At 67.9% G+C, this 18,354-nt stretch carries 18 protein-coding genes; 5 read left to right on the top strand and 13 right to left on the bottom strand.

Going from position 1 to position 18,354, the window contains the following annotated elements; translation table 11 throughout:
* Window positions 1-24: 24 nt before the first annotated feature.
* From ACPEH8_RS13715 to ACPEH8_RS13705, 3 genes are all read right to left on the bottom strand, one after another.
* A complete protein-coding gene (locus ACPEH8_RS13715) occupies window positions 25-1,344 on the bottom strand; it encodes a hypothetical protein (RefSeq protein WP_423667133.1) in 1,320 nt (439 codons plus the stop codon).
* A gap of 182 nt (window positions 1,345-1,526) precedes the next feature.
* Window positions 1,527-2,723 (bottom strand): MFS transporter, encoded by a 1,197-nt coding sequence (locus ACPEH8_RS13710; RefSeq protein ID WP_153164068.1) that lies wholly within the window; start codon window positions 2,721-2,723, stop codon window positions 1,527-1,529.
* Between the two features lie 37 nt (window positions 2,724-2,760).
* The gene (locus ACPEH8_RS13705; RefSeq protein ID WP_423667130.1) at window positions 2,761-3,966 is read right to left on the bottom strand and encodes an MFS transporter; all 1,206 of its coding nucleotides are present in this window, start codon (window positions 3,964-3,966) and stop codon (window positions 2,761-2,763) included.
* Window positions 3,967-4,099: 133 nt separating this feature from the next.
* On the opposite strand from ACPEH8_RS13705, the gene ACPEH8_RS13700 reads away from it, so the two are divergent.
* The gene (locus tag ACPEH8_RS13700) at window positions 4,100-4,711 is read left to right on the top strand and encodes a TetR/AcrR family transcriptional regulator (RefSeq protein WP_136004809.1); all 612 of its coding nucleotides are present in this window, start codon (window positions 4,100-4,102) and stop codon (window positions 4,709-4,711) included.
* A gap of 249 nt (window positions 4,712-4,960) precedes the next feature.
* Window positions 4,961-5,938, top strand: a complete 978-nt coding sequence (pip, locus tag ACPEH8_RS13695) for a prolyl aminopeptidase (protein WP_423667128.1) — start codon at window positions 4,961-4,963, stop codon at window positions 5,936-5,938.
* On the opposite strand, the gene ACPEH8_RS13690 is transcribed toward pip, so the two are convergent.
* From ACPEH8_RS13690 to ACPEH8_RS13645, 10 genes are all read right to left on the bottom strand, one after another.
* A complete protein-coding gene (locus ACPEH8_RS13690; protein ID WP_153164066.1) occupies window positions 5,922-6,458 on the bottom strand; it encodes a hypothetical protein in 537 nt (178 codons plus the stop codon). The genes pip and ACPEH8_RS13690 overlap by 17 nt on opposite strands.
* A gap of 68 nt (window positions 6,459-6,526) precedes the next feature.
* The gene (locus ACPEH8_RS13685; RefSeq protein WP_153164065.1) at window positions 6,527-7,891 is read right to left on the bottom strand and encodes an XAC2610-related protein; all 1,365 of its coding nucleotides are present in this window, start codon (window positions 7,889-7,891) and stop codon (window positions 6,527-6,529) included.
* 63 nt (window positions 7,892-7,954) lie between these two features.
* Window positions 7,955-10,264 carry a CocE/NonD family hydrolase gene (locus ACPEH8_RS13680; protein WP_229296408.1) on the bottom strand — a complete coding sequence of 770 codons (2,310 nt, stop codon included), beginning with the start codon at window positions 10,262-10,264 and terminating at the stop codon, window positions 7,955-7,957.
* Window positions 10,265-10,333: 69 nt separating this feature from the next.
* Window positions 10,334-12,688 carry a GH92 family glycosyl hydrolase gene (locus tag ACPEH8_RS13675; RefSeq protein WP_153164063.1) on the bottom strand — a complete coding sequence of 785 codons (2,355 nt, stop codon included), beginning with the start codon at window positions 12,686-12,688 and terminating at the stop codon, window positions 10,334-10,336.
* Between the two features lie 220 nt (window positions 12,689-12,908).
* On the bottom strand, window positions 12,909-13,538 hold the full coding sequence (locus tag ACPEH8_RS13670) for a hypothetical protein (RefSeq protein WP_136004814.1): 630 nt from the start codon (window positions 13,536-13,538) through the stop codon (window positions 12,909-12,911).
* 3 nt (window positions 13,539-13,541) lie between these two features.
* Window positions 13,542-13,883, bottom strand: coding sequence for a type II toxin-antitoxin system prevent-host-death family antitoxin (locus ACPEH8_RS13665; RefSeq protein WP_017357370.1), 342 nt, complete (start codon window positions 13,881-13,883; stop codon window positions 13,542-13,544).
* A 69-nt stretch (window positions 13,884-13,952) separates the two neighbouring features.
* Window positions 13,953-14,279, bottom strand: a complete 327-nt coding sequence (locus ACPEH8_RS13660; RefSeq protein ID WP_423667125.1) for a thioredoxin family protein — start codon at window positions 14,277-14,279, stop codon at window positions 13,953-13,955.
* A gap of 6 nt (window positions 14,280-14,285) precedes the next feature.
* A complete protein-coding gene (locus ACPEH8_RS13655) occupies window positions 14,286-14,699 on the bottom strand; it encodes a host attachment family protein (protein WP_017357372.1) in 414 nt (137 codons plus the stop codon).
* A gap of 123 nt (window positions 14,700-14,822) precedes the next feature.
* On the bottom strand, window positions 14,823-15,944 hold the full coding sequence (locus tag ACPEH8_RS13650) for an alpha/beta hydrolase fold domain-containing protein (protein ID WP_423667122.1): 1,122 nt from the start codon (window positions 15,942-15,944) through the stop codon (window positions 14,823-14,825).
* Window positions 15,945-15,977: 33 nt separating this feature from the next.
* Entirely contained in the window at window positions 15,978-17,078 is a 1,101-nt protein-coding gene (locus ACPEH8_RS13645) for a hypothetical protein (RefSeq protein WP_423667119.1), read from the bottom strand.
* A gap of 332 nt (window positions 17,079-17,410) precedes the next feature.
* Between ACPEH8_RS13645 and ACPEH8_RS13640 the strand changes: the two genes are divergently transcribed.
* Genes ACPEH8_RS13640 through ACPEH8_RS13630 form a run of 3 tightly spaced genes read left to right on the top strand, consistent with a single transcriptional unit; the run spans window position 17,411 to window position 18,301 of the window.
* Window positions 17,411-17,698: a RebB family R body protein gene (locus ACPEH8_RS13640; protein ID WP_026070992.1), complete on the top strand. Its 288-nt coding sequence runs from the start codon at window positions 17,411-17,413 to the stop codon at window positions 17,696-17,698.
* A gap of 38 nt (window positions 17,699-17,736) precedes the next feature.
* Window positions 17,737-18,006 carry a RebB family R body protein gene (locus tag ACPEH8_RS13635; protein WP_017357376.1) on the top strand — a complete coding sequence of 90 codons (270 nt, stop codon included), beginning with the start codon at window positions 17,737-17,739 and terminating at the stop codon, window positions 18,004-18,006.
* A gap of 28 nt (window positions 18,007-18,034) precedes the next feature.
* Complete coding sequence (locus ACPEH8_RS13630; protein ID WP_017357377.1) at window positions 18,035-18,301, top strand: RebB family R body protein; 267 nt, start codon at window positions 18,035-18,037, stop codon at window positions 18,299-18,301.
* Window positions 18,302-18,354 lie beyond the last annotated feature (53 nt).

Below are 18,354 nucleotides of genomic sequence, written 5' to 3'. Positions count from 1 at the left end.
GCAGCTGCAGTCCAGGCGCGCGGCTCATGCCGACGCTCCTGCACCGGCGACGCGGCTGGCATCGATCTTCGGGCCCAGCAGGCCGTGCACGTCCATATGCAGCAGATACAGATTGCGCAGGCGGTACGAACAACCGTCGGGGAGTGAGGTCACGTATGCACCCAGGCCGGTCTCTTCCTGCGGGTCGCCGTTGTCCTGCGACAGCGTCGGCGGGTGGCCCGTGTAGGCCGGGCCCGGCTGCGCGCCGTCATCGAGCAGGCGCAGCACGTGGTCGTCGCGGCGCAGCAGGGCCCGCAGCGTGTCCGCATCTCCGGCCTCGCATTCGCGGCTGAAGCGGTTCGCCTCATCATCGCCGTGGCCGAGTGCCAGGAAGGCGCGGGCATGGCCGGCAAGCTGGGCGAGGTGCACGGCGACGTCCTGGTGCAACGGGCCTTCCAACGGCAGACGCGCCTTGCCCTGGCGTGTTGCCAGGATGCCTTCGACACAGTCGAGGACGGCATTGGCGGCGTCGCGCACGCGGAACAGGTATGCACCCGCGCGCACGTCATGCCAGTGATCGGCGTCGAGCTCGGCCGGCCCGGCGTGATGGTCGATGCGGTCGGCGGCGGACACCGACTGCTGCAGGCGCGCCACCCAGCGCCAGGCGTTCTGGCGGCGGGCGCGGTCGGCGGGGTCCAGGCTGCCGCCCTCCTCCAACGCACGCTGCAGCAGCTTGCAGGCGCTGACCGGCAGCGGCCGGGTGGGATCGAGCGCAGCCCGCAGCCCCCCGCTGCCCAGACTCAGCCCACTCCCGTCGACCCAGTACTCCAGGTGCTCGACCACACTATTGTTCCTGCCCACCTTCGCGCCATCGGCGCAGGCGTCGATGAAGGCCACGGCGGCATCGCTGCTGCTGAACGCGTTGAAGCGCGATCCCGCCGCATGCGCCAGGCCCAGCGAGGGCAGCGCCTGTGCAGTGGACATGCGCATGGGCTGGGCGACATGGAAGCCGCGTTGCCGCGAGACGGCGAAGGAGGGCGCCCCACCGGCCGGCAGCTTGTTGCGGCCGCGCAGGCGCGGGTCCGCCGCCCGTCCGTTGGACGCATAGCCGATCATGCAGGCGACGGCCTCGATGGCATTGGCCATTTCGATGTTGCTGCAGCGCTGGCCACGGACGGTCACGCGTTCGGCCACCACCACGCTGAGCGCGGTCAGGTAGGCCTGCCGGCCAAACCACAGACCACCGGTACCGGGAACAGCGCGTTCGTTGAACCGCCGCACCACCCTGCCCAGGTCCAGCGTGCGCGTACGACGCGTCGTTGCCAGCTTCTCCGGTCCCAACAATCCCCACAGACGTTCCGTCACGCGCGCTCCTTGGCAATGGCCTGCCGGCGTCCGTTCCAGTACGTAACGCAGCGTCACAGGCGCATCCCAGCATTATGAGCATTACGTCACACAAACTAAACGCGCTGGGACGCCGGATCCTGGGCCGCGGGAGGCGCGTGGTCGCGCGGTGCGACAGACTGCGTCGCAGCGCATTGCGTGCGTCACGATACGACGCGTGCGCGTGTCTCCGTCAGGCGACAGGCAAGCGCCACCACAACCGCCAGTGCAGCGCATGTCCCCACGGCCCACAGCACCGCGGTGATGCCGTGGCGGTCCACGAGCTGCCCGCCCGTCCAAGCGCCGAGTGCAATGCCGACGTTGAAGACAGACACATAGAACGCCGCCGCAATCTCCATCGCGTGCGGGGTCGCGCGCATCATCCAGGTCATCAGCCCCACCGATACGCCGCCATACGCCAGACCCCAGGCGATCAAGGCCGCGCCACCGCCGGCCGGCGTGCCGCCAAGGGTCAGGAACAGCACAGGCGTGAGCAGCAGACCGAGTGCGATCGCAATGATGGTGCGCGTGGTGTGCCGCGCTGCGACCGTGCCGGCCAGGAAGTTGCCGGCAATGCCCGCCAGGCCATAACCGAACAGCAGCGCACCGACCCATTCGGCCGCGACGCCGGACCCGCTCACCAGCAGCGGGCGCACGAAGGTGAAGGCAGCGAAGTGTCCTCCCACCAGCAGCAACGTCAGCAGCAGGCCGATCTGCAGGGGGCGGTTGCGCAACTGCGCGGCAACGTGACGCAGCGAGGTGGAGTGGCTGACCGGCAATGCAGGCAGGACGATCATATGCAGGGCCAGCACCAGCGCACTCACGATGGCCATGCCGCCGAAGGCCCAGCGCCACCCCGCCATCCCGCCGATCAGCGCGCCCAGCGGAACCCCGAGTACCGATGCCGCCGCCACCCCGCCGAAGATGAGCGAGGTCGCCAGCCCGATGGACGCAGCCGGTACCAGGCGCGCCGCCAGTCCGCCGGCGATGGCCCAGATGCCGCCCATGCAGAACCCGACCAATGCACGTGCCGCGAGCATCCAGGCCATGTCGGGCGCCAGCGCGCACGCCACGTTGGCCAGCGCCAGCAAGCCAAGCAACGCGCACAGGATGTGGCGCCGATCCACGCGCCCCGCGCCGAGCACCACCACCGGCGCGAGCACGGCCGCCAGCAGCGCCGGCACCGAGATCATCAGCGCAGCGGTGCCGGGGCTGCTGTCGAGGGCAGTGGCGATCGGCGTGAGCAGGCCGACCGGCAGCATCTCGGTGGTGACCACGGAGAACGTGGCCAGGCCGACGGCCATGACCGCAGCCCACGGATGGCGCACGGCCGGCGCGTTGAGGGAGGAAGCATCGTTCATGCGGAGGGTCCGTACGTGGGAGGAACGAAGGGCGGTGTCATGCAGCCGCGTCGGTGTTGACTGAACTGGCGCGCAGGCGGTGATGCGCGATACCGGCCAGCAGCAACACGGCCGCACCGCCGGCGAGCGCCACCGCGAATCCCGCCCGCGCGCCCTGCCCGTCCACCACCTGCCCGGCGATCGCCGCGCCCATCGCCACACCGATGTTCAGCCCTGCCAGCAGCCAGGTCATGCCTTCGGTCAGGCGCGCCGCCGGGACGAGGCGCTCGACCAGCGACATCGCCACGATCATGGTCGGCGCGAAGAACGCACCAGCCAGCAGGAGAGCGGCAGACAACGCCGGGATGCTCCCCGCCAGCAGCAGCGGCGAGGTGGTGGCCGCAGTTGCGATGCCGCCGAACAGCAGCAGACGGTGCAGCGGGATGCGCCACGCAACCGCCCCGAACAGCAGGCCGGCCGCACACGAACCGGCCGCGTAGGCCGACAGCGCCAGGCTGGCCGCTGCCGGCCTGCCCAGGTGCGCAGCGAGGGCCACGCTGGCGATGTCCACCGTGCCGACGATGACGCCCATCGCCACCATCAGGCCGGCAAGCAGCCGCACACGGGAGGAACGCAGCACACTGCCGTTGCCGTGGGAACGTGCATCCGATGACGGCGGAGGCTCGGTAGACCGCTGCACCACCAGGGCGAACACGCCCAGTATCAGCAGCAGCGCCGCCAGCAGCAGCCCTGCCTGGGGAAACGCCACCACCGACAGCCCTACCGACACGGGCGGACCGCCAATGAAGGTCAATTCATCCAGTACGGTTTCCAGCGAGTACGCGGTCTGCAGGTGCGGCTGCCCACGGAACATCGCCGTCCAGCGCGCCCGCACCATCGCCGACATGCTCGGCATGGTGCCCGCCAGCGCGGCCCAGACGAACAGACTCCAGTCCGGCGCGTGCCAGTGGGTGCTCGCAACCAGCGCCAGCATGCCGAGTGCACTCAACGCGGCCGCCGCAGGCAGCACCCGTGCCTGGCCATACCGGTCCACCCGCGCGGAGATAGGCGGGGACAGCAGCGCGTAGGCCAGCACGAAGGTGGCGGAGACGGCGCCGGCGAGCGCATAACTGCCGTGCGTCCGGGACAGCAGCGTGATGATGCCGATGCCGGTCATGGGGAGCGGCAGCCGCGCCAGCAGCCCCGCCAGGGCGAATGCGCGGGTGCCGCGGGCGCTGAACAGCGCCCGGTAAGAGGTGGACATGTCCGTCTCCGAGATCAGGCCGCTTGCCTCCCAGGAGGCCGCGGCAGACAATACATACATTGCGTATGTATAAAAGGATAGATACATACGCGACGTATGTAAATGCCCTGCCGCTGCCACCCGAGGAACCGTGATGGCCCGTCGTACCCGCATCGAGATGGAACAGACCCGTGCCGCCCTGCTGGCTTCCGCCCGCGCGGCCTTCAGCGAGCGCGGCTACGCCGAGACGTCGATGGATGACCTGACTGCCCACGCGGGACTGACCCGCGGCGCGCTTTACCACCACTTCGGCGACAAGACAGGCCTGCTCGCCGCCGTGGTGGCGCAATTGGACGCGGAGATGGACGCACGTCTCCAGGCGATCAGTGATTCCGCAGCCGATCCGTGGGACGGGTTCCGGTCACGCTGCCGCGCCTACCTGGAGATGGCACTGGAACCCGAGATCCAACGCATCGTCCTGCGTGATGCCCGCGCGGTGCTCGGGGGCGCGTCACCGGATGCACAGCACCACTGCATCGCCTCGATGGAAGGGCTCCTGGACAGGCTGATGCGCGACGGCGTGGTTGCACACGCTGACCCGCAGGCGCTGGCCGCACTGATCTACGGCAGTCTGGAAGAGGCCGCGTTCTGGATCGCGGACGGCGAAGCGCCGGCGGCGCGGCTGCTGCAGGCCGGCACTGCGCTCGACCTGCTGCTGCGTGGGCTGCGCGCCGATACACACGCGGGTACTGCACAGCCCGCATAGAACAGCGCACGGGTTCAACCCCTGAGCCTGCATTTGAACGTAGCTGGATTGCGGCATCGAAAGAAGGGAAACCATCCTATCGGTGCGACAGATTTTCGCTCCAGTCTGCACGCATACCAACCGCACTCGTTGCAGGGCGATTTCAAGATGCGGGCGAGATATGGCGAAATTGTGTTGGCGTCGCCTGCTTCGCTGTATGGATGAAGGGCCAAGGCGTATGCTCGCAGCCTGCTTAGACGAGACACGCCCATGCGCACGCTCTACCCGGAGATCACCCCGTACCGCACGCACCAGGTTGCAGTGGACGACCTGCATACCCTGTTCGTTGAAGAGTGCGGCGATCCCGAGGGCATTCCCGTGGTGTTCCTGCATGGCGGCCCGGGCGCGGGCGCGGGCGCGTCGCCGACGCATCGGCGGTTCTTCGATCCTGCGCGCTATCGCATCGTGCTGCTGGACCAGCGCGGCAGCGGACGCTCCACGCCGTTCGGTGCGCTGCAGGACAACACCACACCGCACCTGGTCGCCGACATCGAGCGTATCCGCACCCTGCTGGGGATCGACCGCTGGCTGGTGTTCGGCGGTTCGTGGGGGTCAACGCTGGCGCTCGCCTACGCGCAGGCGCATCCAGAGCGGGCCACCGGCCTCATCGTGCGCGGTGTTTACCTCGGGCGCAGAGAGGAGAACCGCTGGTTCAATGAAGCCGACGGCGGCGCACGCTGGCTGTTCCCGGAACGCTGGGCGCGCTACGAAGCGCATATTCCGCAAGCCGAGCGCGGCCATCTGATCGAGGCCTACTGGCAACGCCTGGATGCCGATGACATGGCTACCCGCATCGCCGCCGCACAGGCGTGGCTGGGCTGGGAAGACAACGCGGCCACGCTGGTGCACGACGTCGATGCCGTATCCACCGACGACCCGCTGCACACGCTGGCCAAGGCGCGCATCGAGGCGCACTACTTCCGCAACAACGCCTTCCTCGCGCACGGCCAGCTGCTGCGCGACATCGACCGCATCCGGCACCTGCCGGGCGTGATCGTACAGGGACGTTACGATGTGATCTGCCCGCCACGCAGCGCCTGGGACCTGGCCTGTGCGTGGCCCGAGGCGCGCCTGGAGATGGTGCTGTCCGGCCACAGCGCTACCGAGCCGGCCACCGCCGATGCGCTGGTGCGGGCGACCGATGCGTTTGCCGATCGCCTCGACGGCCGGGTCAGCGCTGGCGTTTGATGAGGGTGTCGAGGCAGTCGGGCTGGTCCCTGCTGCCCTCGATGAACACCGTGTAGTCGCCGACGTCCTTCTGCAGCGAGGTTGCCGGTTTCCAGCCCTTGGGCGGCCGCTTGCCACCCGCCGGCATGAAGGTCAGTGACGTGAGGGGGCCATGCGCAGCCTCCAGGCGCTGCACCGGATAGCAGCTCCCGGGCGCCATCTGCAGCACGATCAGCCGTGTGGCACCGGCCGTACTCGGGTGCATCTGGTACTCGACGAATGCAACCCGGTAGCCGTCGGCCGAGCCGAAGGCCGCACTGCGGAAGGTGCGTTGCCACGCCGGATCGGTGGCGGCGAAGGCGCCGTAGGCCGCTTCCAGTGTCGGGATGTCGGGCAACGCGTTGTCGCGCAGCAGCCCGTCGGCGATGGTTTCGACCGACGCCGGGGGTGCGGCCGCGGCGCCGAAGCTCATCGCGGCGGCAACGGCCCCGGTCAGCCATGCCCGGCGGAGATGATTCGGAAACAGATGACGACTGTCCATGACCTGCCCTGCACCTTCCAATGGTGGGCCGATGCTACCGCACAGGCCCGGCATGCGCCTGCGGCTGCCTATCGCGCGCGCGCGCGATGGGTCCGGTAGACCATCTTCCCGTTTATCAACCGGCCGGTCGACGTTTCTTCATGGCGTCCATCGGCCGACAGGCTGGTGGTGGTCTGTTCGGCGAGCACCAGGTGGCCGTCGATGTAGCGGTAGGTCTCCACCGAATGCGCGCAGCAGCCGCCGCGCTGGAATGACAGGATGGATCTGCTGGCCGGGTCGATCTCCAGCTGCGGCAGCGCGGACAATTCCGGGTCCAGTACGAATCGCTGCTGCGCCCGGTCGAACAGGATGATGTTGCTGGTGGCATTCGGGCCGGCGCCGCCGGACAGCCCAGGCAGTTGCAGGTCGGGGGCGCCATCGAAGTTCGCATCCACCACCTGCAGCAGGTCCGGCGACGCCCGGGTTGCGTCTGCGTCGAGGTCACGCAGCACCTGGCGGCGCGCGCCCGTGGTGGCGTCCAGCACCTCCAGGGCTGTCGGCAGCACCGCGCCCTCCTCGTCCTCACCGGGAAGCACACCCACCCGGAAGCGCATGCCCGGCAGTGTCACCGATTGTTCGATCCACTGCAGCGGCTCGAGCACGTCGCGATCCAGCCAGCCGCCCGCGCGCGTGCCGTCCGCTGCGATGCGTTCGATGGCATACCCCTCGCCATCGCGGTCGATCACCGCGACGAAGCTGCCGGCGTCGATCTCAGCGATCGCGGTGACCGATCGCGCAGACGCGAGCATCGGCACCGGGCGCGGCACGAACAGAAGGTCACGGTAGGCGTGCGGCGCGAGGAGCACGAACCGATCATGATAGTGGGTCACCTCGTACTGGTTGATCGTGCTGCCATAGGCCTCGCGCGCGCAGACATCGGCGATGGCGCAGATGCCCGCCTCTTCCGCCGTCGGTGCGCGCACCGCAGGCACCCGGGTGGCGCCGACATGGCGCTTGACGTTCTCGTAGCTGATCGTGAACCCGTCGTCCGTCGATGCGACGCGGGCGTCGTCCGCGCCGATGGCGATGCGGCAGAATGGCCGCGCGGTGGTGTAGTCGTTCCAGTCCGGGAACGCGTAGGCCTGGCAGGTACGGCGGCCCGGCGTATCGCCGTAAGCGCCTGCCGCATCGGAGAGGAACACCAGCGTGTTCAGGCCTGCGGCATCGTCGCGCGCGACCAGCGCGTAGCGTACCCGGGCGGCGTCAGGGACGGCGTGCTCGAAGCGGTCCTGATGGGACTCGCCCTGCACCGGCGGCAGCGGTTCCGCCTCGCGATAAGCGCCCTCGACGAGCCGGTACAGGCCCGGCGGGAGCAGGTCGGCGGCAGCGACGTGGTTGACCCCCAACAGTGCAATGACGGCGGCTGCAATGGCTGCTCCCTTGCCTGACTTCATCGAATGATCCGTTCCGCATCGCCTGTCCAGGCGCGGATTGTACCCGCCTGCGATGCAGCCCCGTCAGGGCATTGCCGGGCCTTCACCGGTGCTGTGCACCGGTATGCGGATCAGGCTGTCCGACCGCCAGTCGATCCGCAGCGGCTCGCCGGCATCGGCCACCGACTCGTCGCTGACGTCGCGGCCGGTACCGTGGTTGACCTGGTGCATCGGGTCCTTGAGCACGTCCACGACCACGACAAGGCGGCTGCCGGGTGCGGTGCGCCGCGCGGTCATGCGGGTCCGTTCGAACGGGACCTCGGTCCAGTCGCCCGGCACCAGCAGCGTGCGGGTGGTCATGTCGCGGGCATGGCTGGCTCGGCCCACGAAGTAGGACAACTGCATCAGGCGGCCATCCGCCAACTGCTCATGCAGCACCACGCTCAGATCGACGTCGCGCTTGTTGATGCGCAGGCTCAGCACGCCGGAGAACGTGCCGACGATATCGACCGGCTGCGCGAAGGGCGCGCTGGCGAACACCAGGCCGGGCCCAGGTTCAAGCGCATCGCGCACGATCGGGCTGGGGTAGTACGCACCCTGGCGTGTGCTGCGGTCGGCAAGATCCACCTGCTGGCTGAGGAAGGTGCCGGCGGCTGGGAGCGTCTGGCTGAGCCGGTGCCGGGTGCCGTCACCGTCGGTTGATGTGGACAGGTACAGCGTCATCGGCGCGTCGGCGGCAGCGTCCAGCGACGGCGCATGCCCCCACTGGTTGGCACCCATCAGCTGGTAGTTGATGCGGTCGGCCAGCAGCGCGGGCCGCGGCGCCCCGCGCAGCACGTGGTCCAGCCATTGGAAGGTGATCGCCGGGGTATCGAACTGCGCCACAGGGTCCACCGTGTACCCGCGCAGCTCCAGTGCCTTGGTCGCGGACTGCGCACCGAAATGGTCGTACGGGCCGATCAACAGCGTGTGGTCCGCGTTCGGCCGGTGGCGGTAGTGCTCCTTGAGGTACTGCAGCGCGGAGATCTGCCCATCGTCGTAATAGCCGGTGATGCTCAGCACGGGGATGGCGATCTCGGCGAACTGTGCGCCGTACGGGACCATGTCCTGCCAGTAAGCGTCGTAGTCGGGGTGGCGCAGCCAGCGCTGCAGCCACGGGTTGGGCGTGCCGTCGATCTGGTCGATGTCCCGGTAGGGCCGGCCGGAGGTATACCAGGCATCGGCCAGGTGCGACCAGCGCTCGTGCTGGTCGTAAGTGGCGTCATCCAGCAGGCGTGTGTTGGCGACATAGAACGGCCAGGCGTAGTTGGCGCTGAGAAACACGTTGTTCTCCATCGGCAGGCCAAGGCCGGGGATGGCCGCCACATACGGCACGATGGTCTTCAGTGCCGGGTGCCGATGGCCTGCTGCGGCCCAAGCCGCGAAGCCGGAGTAGCTGCCGCCGTACATGCCGACCCGGCCATCGCTCCAGGGCTGCCGGCTGATCCAGTCGATCACGGCATGCGCGTCGCGGCCTTCGGTTTCGTACGGCGCCGCAGTGCCGGTACCGAGGCGCTTGCCACGGGCATCCACCACGATCCCGGCATAACCGCGCGCCGCCGCCTGCAATGCCTGGCTGCGGTTGCGCGCGGGCTGGGTGTAGATGGTGAACAGCATGGCGGTCGGCAGGCGCGGTTCGGCCCCACGGCGCCGGGCCAGATGCGCCGACAGCGTTACGCCCTCCCCGACCGGAATCAACACGGCATCGTCGATTACGAAACGCCGCCTCTCGTCCGCACGGACCAGCGCTGGGGCGTGGGCATCCGCAGCGCGGTAGGCCTGCACGAACGCGGCTTGGCGGACCAGTTCCAGCGCGTCGTCGCGGCCGATCGTGGCGGCACCCGCGTGCATCGCCCGCGCCTCGCGCAGGCGCGTATTGGCGGCCGCCAGATCGGCGCTGAGCCAAGGATGGGTCTGCACCGCAGCCAGGTCGTCCAACGTCGCCACCCGCGCTTGGAACGCCGCCGCGTACGCGGCCCCAGCCACGGCGTCGCCGCCGGCCGGCGCCTGCGCACGGGCGTGGGCATACAGCAGGAACGGCGCCCAGCGCGGGGCGCGTGCCGCACGCTCGGGGGCGTCGAGCGTGGCCAGCAACGCGTCGATTTCCGTGACCGCCTGCGCCGGCCGGCCGGCGACGATCAGCAGGTGGATCCGCTGCGCGGGCGTGAGGGTCGCTGCCGGGTCAGATGGATCGAGCAGTGCCTGCGCGAGTGGCGCCAGGCCGTCCTCGGGGTTGGCCGGGGTGTCGGCCGCGACCGGCCATGCCAGCGGATCTGCGTGAGCGGCGGCAGAAAGGGCGGGCAGCGCGAGCAGCAGCGCGCACAGCCAGGCGGAACTACGACGGGCGATGGCCACGGGGCGTCCTTGCTGATCGGGAGGATGGCGCTGCGCTGCCGCCATCCTCCGATCATACGGCCGCGCGGTTCACTGCGCCCGGGTGGTGGACATCGAGTACGGCTGCTCGCTGCCCTGTGCCGGCCACGCGGTGTTCGGCGCGGCCTGCAGGGTGAAGCGCAGTTCCCCGCCCGCCATGATCTCGTCGTGGCGCAGGAAGGTGCGCTGCAGCGGTGCACCATTCAGGGTCACCGCGCCCACGTAGCCGTGCGCCGGGTCCAATCCATCGGCAATGACGGTGAAGGTACGGCCGTTGGGCAGGTGAAGTGCCGCCTTCGGCAGGAACGGGCGGCCGATGATGTACTCGCCACTGCCGGGTGCCACCGGGTAGAAGCCCAGCGCAGTGAACACGTACCACGCCGACATCTGGCCGAGATCGTCGTTGCCGGCCAGCCCATCCGGGCGGTCGGCGTACTGGGTGTCCATGATCTGCTTCAGGCGGGCCTGGGTACGCCACGGCTGGCCGGCATACGCGTAGAGATAGGCGACGTGATGGCTGGGTTCGTTGCCGTGCGCGTACCAGCCGATCAACCCGGTGATGTCTTCCATGTGCTCGAAGATGGACGGGTCCACCTTGGCGTCGAACACCTGGTCCAGCCGGGCAAGCAGCTTTTCGCTGCCGCCATGCGCAGCGGCCAGTCCGGCGACGTCCTGCGGTACGTACCAGGAATACTGCCAGGCGTTGCCTTCGGTGTAGTCGGTGCCATAGCCGCTGGCGCTGGGATCGAACGGGGTACGGAAACTGCCGTCGCGCTTGCGGGCGCGCATGAAGCCGGTGTCCGGATCGAAGGCGTGCCGCCAGTTGCCGGCGCGTGCATCGAAGGTGGTCTGCACATCCTTGCGGCCCATTGCCTGCGCCATGCGTGCGATGGTCCAGTCGTCGAAGGCGTACTCGAGGGTCTTGCTGGCGGCCTCGCCCTCCTCGTCGATCGGCACCCAGCCCAGCTCGCGGTACTGCGCGATGCCGTCGTAGGGGCCGTAGTTGGCGGTGGCCACCATCGCGGCGAGCGCCTTGTCGGCGTCAAAGCCGCGGATGCCCTTAATGTAGGCGTCGGCGATCACCGGTACAGCGTGGTAGCCGATCATGCACCACGTTTCCTGGCCGTGGAACGCCCACACCGGCAACATGCCATACGGGCTGTGCTGCTGGTGCGCCAGCAGCGAGTTGACGACGTCGCTGTTGCGCTTCTCCGGCTGCACCAGCGTGAGCAGCGGGTGCAGCGCCCGGTAGGTATCCCACAGCGAGAAGGTCGAGTAGTTCGTATACCCTTCGGCGCGGTGCACCGCATTGTCGGCACCGCGGTACTGGCCATCCACGTCCATGAACAGGGTCGGGCCGAGCAGGCTGTGATACAGCGCGGTGTAGGCGCTGCGCCGGTCATGTTCCGGGGCGTCTATCTCGATGGCCGACAGTGCCTGGGTCCACTGCTGTTTCGCCTCGGCACGGACACGGTCGAAATTCTGGTCGCCTGCTTCGCTATCGAGATTGGCGATGGCGCCGTCCTCGCTCACCGACGAGATCGCCACGCTGACCACCAGCGGCGCATCGAGTCTGCCGAAATCGAAAGTGCCGACCAGCTGGCGGCCTTCGATCTGCGGGCGCTGGGTGGGATCGGTGTGACCCGGCGGCGGGAAGCCCTTGTAGGCGATGTCGGTCTCGGTGTTGTGCAGCGCATGGCCGGTCAGCGGCCGCGAGAAGCGCATCGCGAAGTACAGCTGCCGCCCGGGTGCCCAGCCGCGGGTTTCACGGAAGCCGGTCAGGGTGCCATCGGCGCGCAGACGCAGGCGCGACCACAGGATCTTGCCCGGGTAGTCGTAGAGGCTGGTACGCAGGTCGAGCAGCACGCGCGCCTGCGCACCGCGCGGGTAGGTGTAACGGTGCACGCCGGTGCGCGCACTGGCGGTCAGCTCGGCTCGCACCCCGTAGTCGTCCAGGGTGACCGCGTAGTAGCCGGGCTCGGCCTTTTCGTTGTCGTGATGGAAGCGCGAGGCGTAGCCGCTGCGGGGTTTGTCCGGGTCGCCGCGCTCGAGACCGGGGTCACCCGTGAACGGCATCACCAGGACATCGCCCAGGTCGGAGTGGCCGCTGCCGGAAAAGTGCGTGTGCGAGAAGCCGACGATGCTGGTGTCGTCGTAGCGGTACCCTGCGGCCCAGCCATAGGCCTTCTCACGCGGCTGGATGCGCGTATCCGGGCTGAGCTGGACCATGCCGAACGGCACCGTGGCGCCGGGATACGTGTGCCCTTCTCCGCCCGTGCCGATGAAGGGATCGACCGCCGCGTAGGCGCGTTCGCCCACCGTCGACGGTGCTGCCCCTGCCGCTCCGGCCACCAGCATCGCTCCGACCGCGAGCCCCCACCACCGCACCGTCCCCGTCTTTGTCATGGTGTTGAATTTAGATCGATTCAAGTTGATCCGATCCTAGCACCGGCTGGCGACGCCCGCATGCTGCAGTGCATGGGGCGCCGCCTGTGCGGGACTCACGCCGGCCGTGTGTGCGGCCGGGAAGCATCCGAGGTCACGGCAGGAAGGGTGATCGAGTGACGGGCATGCATTACAGAAAACCGCTGGATTTTCAGCGGTTTCTCACGGTTCTCTCAGCGCATCAATCGCGTGCGGCGTGCAGTTCCATTGCGCGCATCACGATCGGCTTGGCCCAGTCCGGCGTCTGCAGCAGTTCGATCACCGAGACCGGGTAGTGCAGCCCGCTGCGGTCCATCTCCAGCAACGGAAGTGGCTCCACCCTGCCCTGCGCATCGGGGGGTGCACTGTTGTCGTACACGTGCAGCGTGGCCAGGTGGGGCAGCAGGTCCAGCAGGTTCTCGCGCGCGGAATCGAACCGCGCACGGATCTTGTCGTGCGGGATATCGTGCCCCCCTGCGCTGACCCGTGCCGCCACCCGCTCGATGTGCAGCGCCACGCTGTCCAGCCCGCAGAACCAGATTTCCACCTCGTGGGTGGTGCAGGCGTCGCGCAGCAGGCGCGGAATGGTATTGCCGCCGAGGGTGGTCTCGAAGGCGAAGTCGCTGCCGTCCGCCATCGCCTCGCGCAGGCGGCGCGCGCCTTCGTTCCAGGCCGCCGCATTGGCCGCGTCGAGCGCCCAGCCCTGGTCGACCAGGCAGCGGGTGAAGGTGTCCGGGTTGAACCAGGACAACCCGTCTTCCTCAAGCCACGTGCCCAGCAGCGAGCTCTTGCCGGCGCCATTGACGCCGGCCAGCACCAGGATCCGCCCCACGGGTCAGAGAGACGGGCCGAGCGTGACCTTGCGGCCGCGGCGGATCGGCTGGCCCATCACCTTGCCCAGGCCCCCGTCGCGGCCCAGGCTGGCCAGGCGGGTGTCAAATTCGGCCCGCAACCGTTCCAGCTCTCCCGGACGTTCATCACCATCGGCACCGGCCGCCTTCGCCAGCAGCTCCTGGTATGCCTTGATGTCCACGATCACCGCTTCGGGGTGGTTGTGGTTGGTGATCACCAGCGCCTGCTTCTCGCGGACGGTACGCATCAGGCTCGGCCAGCCACGGGTTTTGACCGACGAGGCGGTGGCCTTTTCCAGGCCAGGGACATCCAGGGGAAGGGTCATGGCAGGCTCCAGCAGGCGGGTCTTGGGGTCACTATACCCCTTTTGGCCAAATTGGGGATAAATGCCAATTCACCCCCGGGCCAGTGCCGCCAGCAGCGGGCCCAGATCGTCGCTGTCGCGAGGCCGCACCACCCGCGCCCGCTCCTGCCCATCGTGGAGCAGAACCACCGTGGGCCAGAGCGCTACCCGGAAGGCGCGCCCCAGCGGACGCCCCTTGCCGTCTTCGACCTTCACGTGGGCAAGCGCCTGGCCATCAGCCAACGCCTGCAGCGCCGGTTGCGCAGCGATGCAGTGCCCACACCACGGCGCCCCGAACTCCAGCAGCAGCCAGCCTTCGCTGGCCGCAATGCTGGCCGCCTCGGGCTCGACGGCGACGGCGTCGCGCGCGAAAGCCATCAGTGATTACCCGAGTGCGCGCTGGATGTCTTCCAGCGGCGCATTGGTGAGGTCCTTGGCGATGTCCTGAAGCAGCCGCGCCTGGGTCTCCTTGTGCAGCTGCGGGCGGATCCGGCCCAGCGTCTGCGGGTCGGCGATCAGAATCAGGTGCGCATAGCGGTTCTTCAGCGCATCCTCGTTCAACTGCGCGGCCAGCTGCTTGGCGAACGTGGCCTCGTTGAGCTGGGCAATGCTCATGTCCTGCGGCATCGAGCCGGACGGGCCCTGCCCCGATACCCCGTGTTCACTGATGTCCTGCACCTTCAGTTCGTCCTGCTGCTTGAGTACCGGCGCGTGGCGGGTGCCCACGTTAGTGAACACGCGGGCAGAGCCGCCGTCAGCGACGATGATCAGGGTGCCTTCGGGGATGTTGGGGTTCATGGTTGACTCCTTCTGCGGGAAACGGGCTGCCGTAGCGCCCGTGTCCCACCGTAGGCAATGCCATGTAAGCGCCGTGCATACGACTGTGTGCACTCCGTATGCACGGCGGTCGGTAGCGGGCGGCTACGGCTCCGGCTCCGGCAGCGTCATATCCAGGTGGCGCGCAAAAAAGCGCGCCATCACCCGATAGGCCTGCTGGCTCTCGGGCAGCCGGGCGTCCAGGTGGAAGGCGTGCCCCAGCCCGTCCCAGACATGCAGATCCGAGGTGCGCCCCAGATCGACCAGGCGCGAATGGGTGTAGGCCACGTTGCTGAGCTCGGCCGCGCGCGTGGCGGTGATGAACAACGTTGGCGGGAACTGTGCGAGCACCGCATCGGAGAACACCGGCGACACCAGCGGGTCATGGAAATCCACCTCGCCGTAGTACAGGTCTTCCGCAATCGGCAAGGTGCCGTCGGCGTGCGGCAGCAGCGCATCGTTGAGCGCAGCCGCCACATAGCGGGTATCACCGCCGTAGCGCGCGTCGCCGCCGGCGCAGAACAGCCCCGCCGCCCCCGGCATCGGCAGCGTCTCCCTGGCAAACCAGGCCAGCGATTCGCCGGTCAGCACACCGCCCGCCGAGCAGCCGAACAGGCCGATATGGCGTGCCGGGAACCGTTCCAGCGCGGCGCGGTACACCGCCGCCACGTCTTCGCTGGCGGCGGGGAACCGATGTTCCGGCCCCATCCGATACTCCACCGCCACCACCGTGGCACCGGTCATCGCGGCCAGTGGGATCGCCTCCATCAGGCCCAGGCCGTTGGCGCTGCCGAACACGAATGCGCCGCCGTGCAGCTCGATCAGCAGGCGTTGCCGCGCCGGCGAGGTCGGCGCGCTGCGCGGTTGCACGCGCACCACGCGCACGCCGTTCCAGGTTTCCGGGTGCAGGGTGACCGGATACCGTTCCTGCAATGCGGCTACTTCGGCTGCCGCCCACGCTTCCGTGCCCCGCCGAAGCTCCGGCAGCGCCTTGAGCAGGGTTGGGTTGTCCATCTTCGCGGTGGGATCGCCGCGACTGATGGCGTTGATGACGCTGGCCGTGGCCTCGGCACTCAGATACGGCGACACCGGCAGATCGAACGCCTGCACGTGGCGGATGCCAGTGGTGGGCGTGGCAGGCGGTGGTGGCTCGGCGGCCACTGAAAGACCTGTGCATAGCAGCCCCGCCGCCAGGAAGAAGGCGCGTTTCAACGATGGTTGGTGCATTTCGTTCCCTCTCGTTGCAGAAGCAGCGTGGCCTTAAGGTCCTGGCTTCCGGCGCGTAGTGCCAGGGAAAGCGCGGCCCGCAGTGCCACTCGGATTGTCCGGATCACTACTCGGATCACTACTCGGATCACTGCTCGGATCACTGCTCGGATCATTGCTCGGATCATTGCTCGGATCACTGCTCGGATCATTGCTCGGATCATTGCTCGGATCATTGCTCGGATCGCTGTCCGGATCACTGACTGCCTCAGGGAACATGTCACTCAATATTCCCCTCAGGATCTGCTCGCGAGCCTGCTTCCTGAACTCCTTCCGCGCCTTTTTGGTGGGCTTGGGGCCCGAGGGGCCTCCGCTCTTCCGCTCGAGTTCGTGCGCCAACGCATCGATCCGCTGATCCAGATGCTTCTGCTTCTCCTCATATTCTTCTTTCTGGGCCCGGATTTCATCCCGTACAGCTTCAACCCTGCGCTGGAGATCTTTGTCCTCCAACGGCTTCTTCAACACCTTCTTCAGCGCAGCACGTACTCCAACCGCCGGCATCGCAATCAACGCGCCAGCCCGGGTATGAACGATCAGTACGGACGCGGTCAGATCCGCCGCGCTTGATGCAAGAAGCATCACGTGCGCGGCTGCAGACGCCGTCGATACAGATGAAGGGGAAAGCAGCCAGTCAAGTAGATTCTTGTGCGCTTCAATCGCAGGTCGCTTCGCACTGATGCCTGCCATCGAATCCATCAACTTTCCCGGCGGCGCGACATGCGTGACATGTAGCGTGGAATACGGCCACTCGCGGCGCCGCAAAGGCGCGAAGTACGCCATCGTTGCGCGGGCGGCGTAGGCGTACTGCACATCAACCCCACACTGCTCCAGCCAGCAGTAGTGAAGGTGCTGGAGGAGATCAAACTGCTTCAGAACGGGGACGGCCGCCTTATAGTCCAGCTCTTTGACCTCCAGCAGCAGGATCCGCGCACCGTCGAGCAGGCCAATGATGTCCCCCGGATACTTGCCGCCCGTGTAGCCCTGCTGATTGGCGTAGGGCGCAAAGACATCGGTATGCACGGCATTGCGGTCGCCGTAGACCTCCAGCGACGCCATGATGGCCGCCTGCACCAGACTCTCCTGCTTCACAGCCATCTCCGTTCCCTGGGTAGTGGCCCCAATCCTTCCATATCCGCTCCTGCCGCACCACTGTGGCGGCACGCAATCGCGTGAATACAGCGCAATCGCGCATCAGTGTCGGGATTCTCCCGACAGCACCGCCCTGCTTTGCCGTCATCGGCGCCGCATTTTCCGTCATTGGCGCGTATCGGCGTTTCGGTCGTCGGCCTACTGTGACCCCACGGTGCAACGACCTTCCGCCACGTGACGCTCCCCGGCACAGCGACAGACCGGTGGCCAATGATCGGCAGGACCCGGACGCCGTGAAGTTCCGCCGTCTTGCCTACCCACAACCGCAGGAGATTCACATGGCATTCCCGACCGCCGTCAACGACCAGATCACCGATTCCGTCACCCAGGCCAACACCAAGGTCCTCGGCGATGCGCCGGCGATCGCGATGGGCAACCTGTACCAGGCCACCGCGCAGGCGCTGGCCAACGCTGCCCACAACGCCACCAACGCCCAGCAGCAGAGCTACGTGACCGCGCAGTCGGCCACCACGATGGGGGTGGCCACGCTGTACTCCATCGATACCGCCTCCACCGCCGTGGCCACCAAGGAAATCCTCAGCACCGGCGTTCGTGGCCTGGGCTGATCGCGCATCACTGACCGCTGCATAACAAGGAGCATTACATGGCATTTCCGACCGCCGTCAACAACCAGATCACCGACTCGGTGACCCAGGTCAACACCAAGGTGCTGGGCGACGCCCCGGCCATCGCGATGGGCAATCTGTACCAGGCAACCGCCCAGGCGCTGGCCAATGCCGCGCACAACGCCACCAACGCGCAGCAGCAGAGCTATGTGACCGCCCAGGCCGCCACCACGATGGGTGTTGCCACCCTGTATGCCGTGGACACCGCCAGCACCGGCGTGGCCACCAAGCAGATCCTGGGCGCGTAATCCCGCCTGACGCCAAGGAGTCGCGCACATGGCATTCCCGACCGCCGTCAACGACCAGATCACCGATTCGGTCTCCCAGGCCAACCTGCAGGTGCTGGGCACTGCCCCGGCCACTGCGATGGGCAACCTGTACCAGGCCACCGCGCAGGCGCTGGCCAACGCCGCGCACAACGCCACGCTGGCGCAGCAGCAGATGTACGTCACCGCGCAGGCGGCGACCACGATGGGCGTGTCGCTGCTCTACTCGCTCGATACCGGCGCTACCGGCGCCGCCACCCGGAAGATCCTCGGCTGATGTGACCCGCCGCTGGACCCTTCCATTCCGCAGTCGTCCCACAAGGAGCAACC

Origin of the sequence: Stenotrophomonas sp. NPDC077461 (genome assembly GCF_049545475.1) — a bacterium.
GTDB classification, from domain to species: Bacteria; Pseudomonadota; Gammaproteobacteria; order Xanthomonadales; family Xanthomonadaceae; genus Stenotrophomonas; species Stenotrophomonas nematodicola.
Note: the sequence above shows the minus strand (reverse complement) of the source record. Positions and strands in the feature narration are given on the sequence as shown.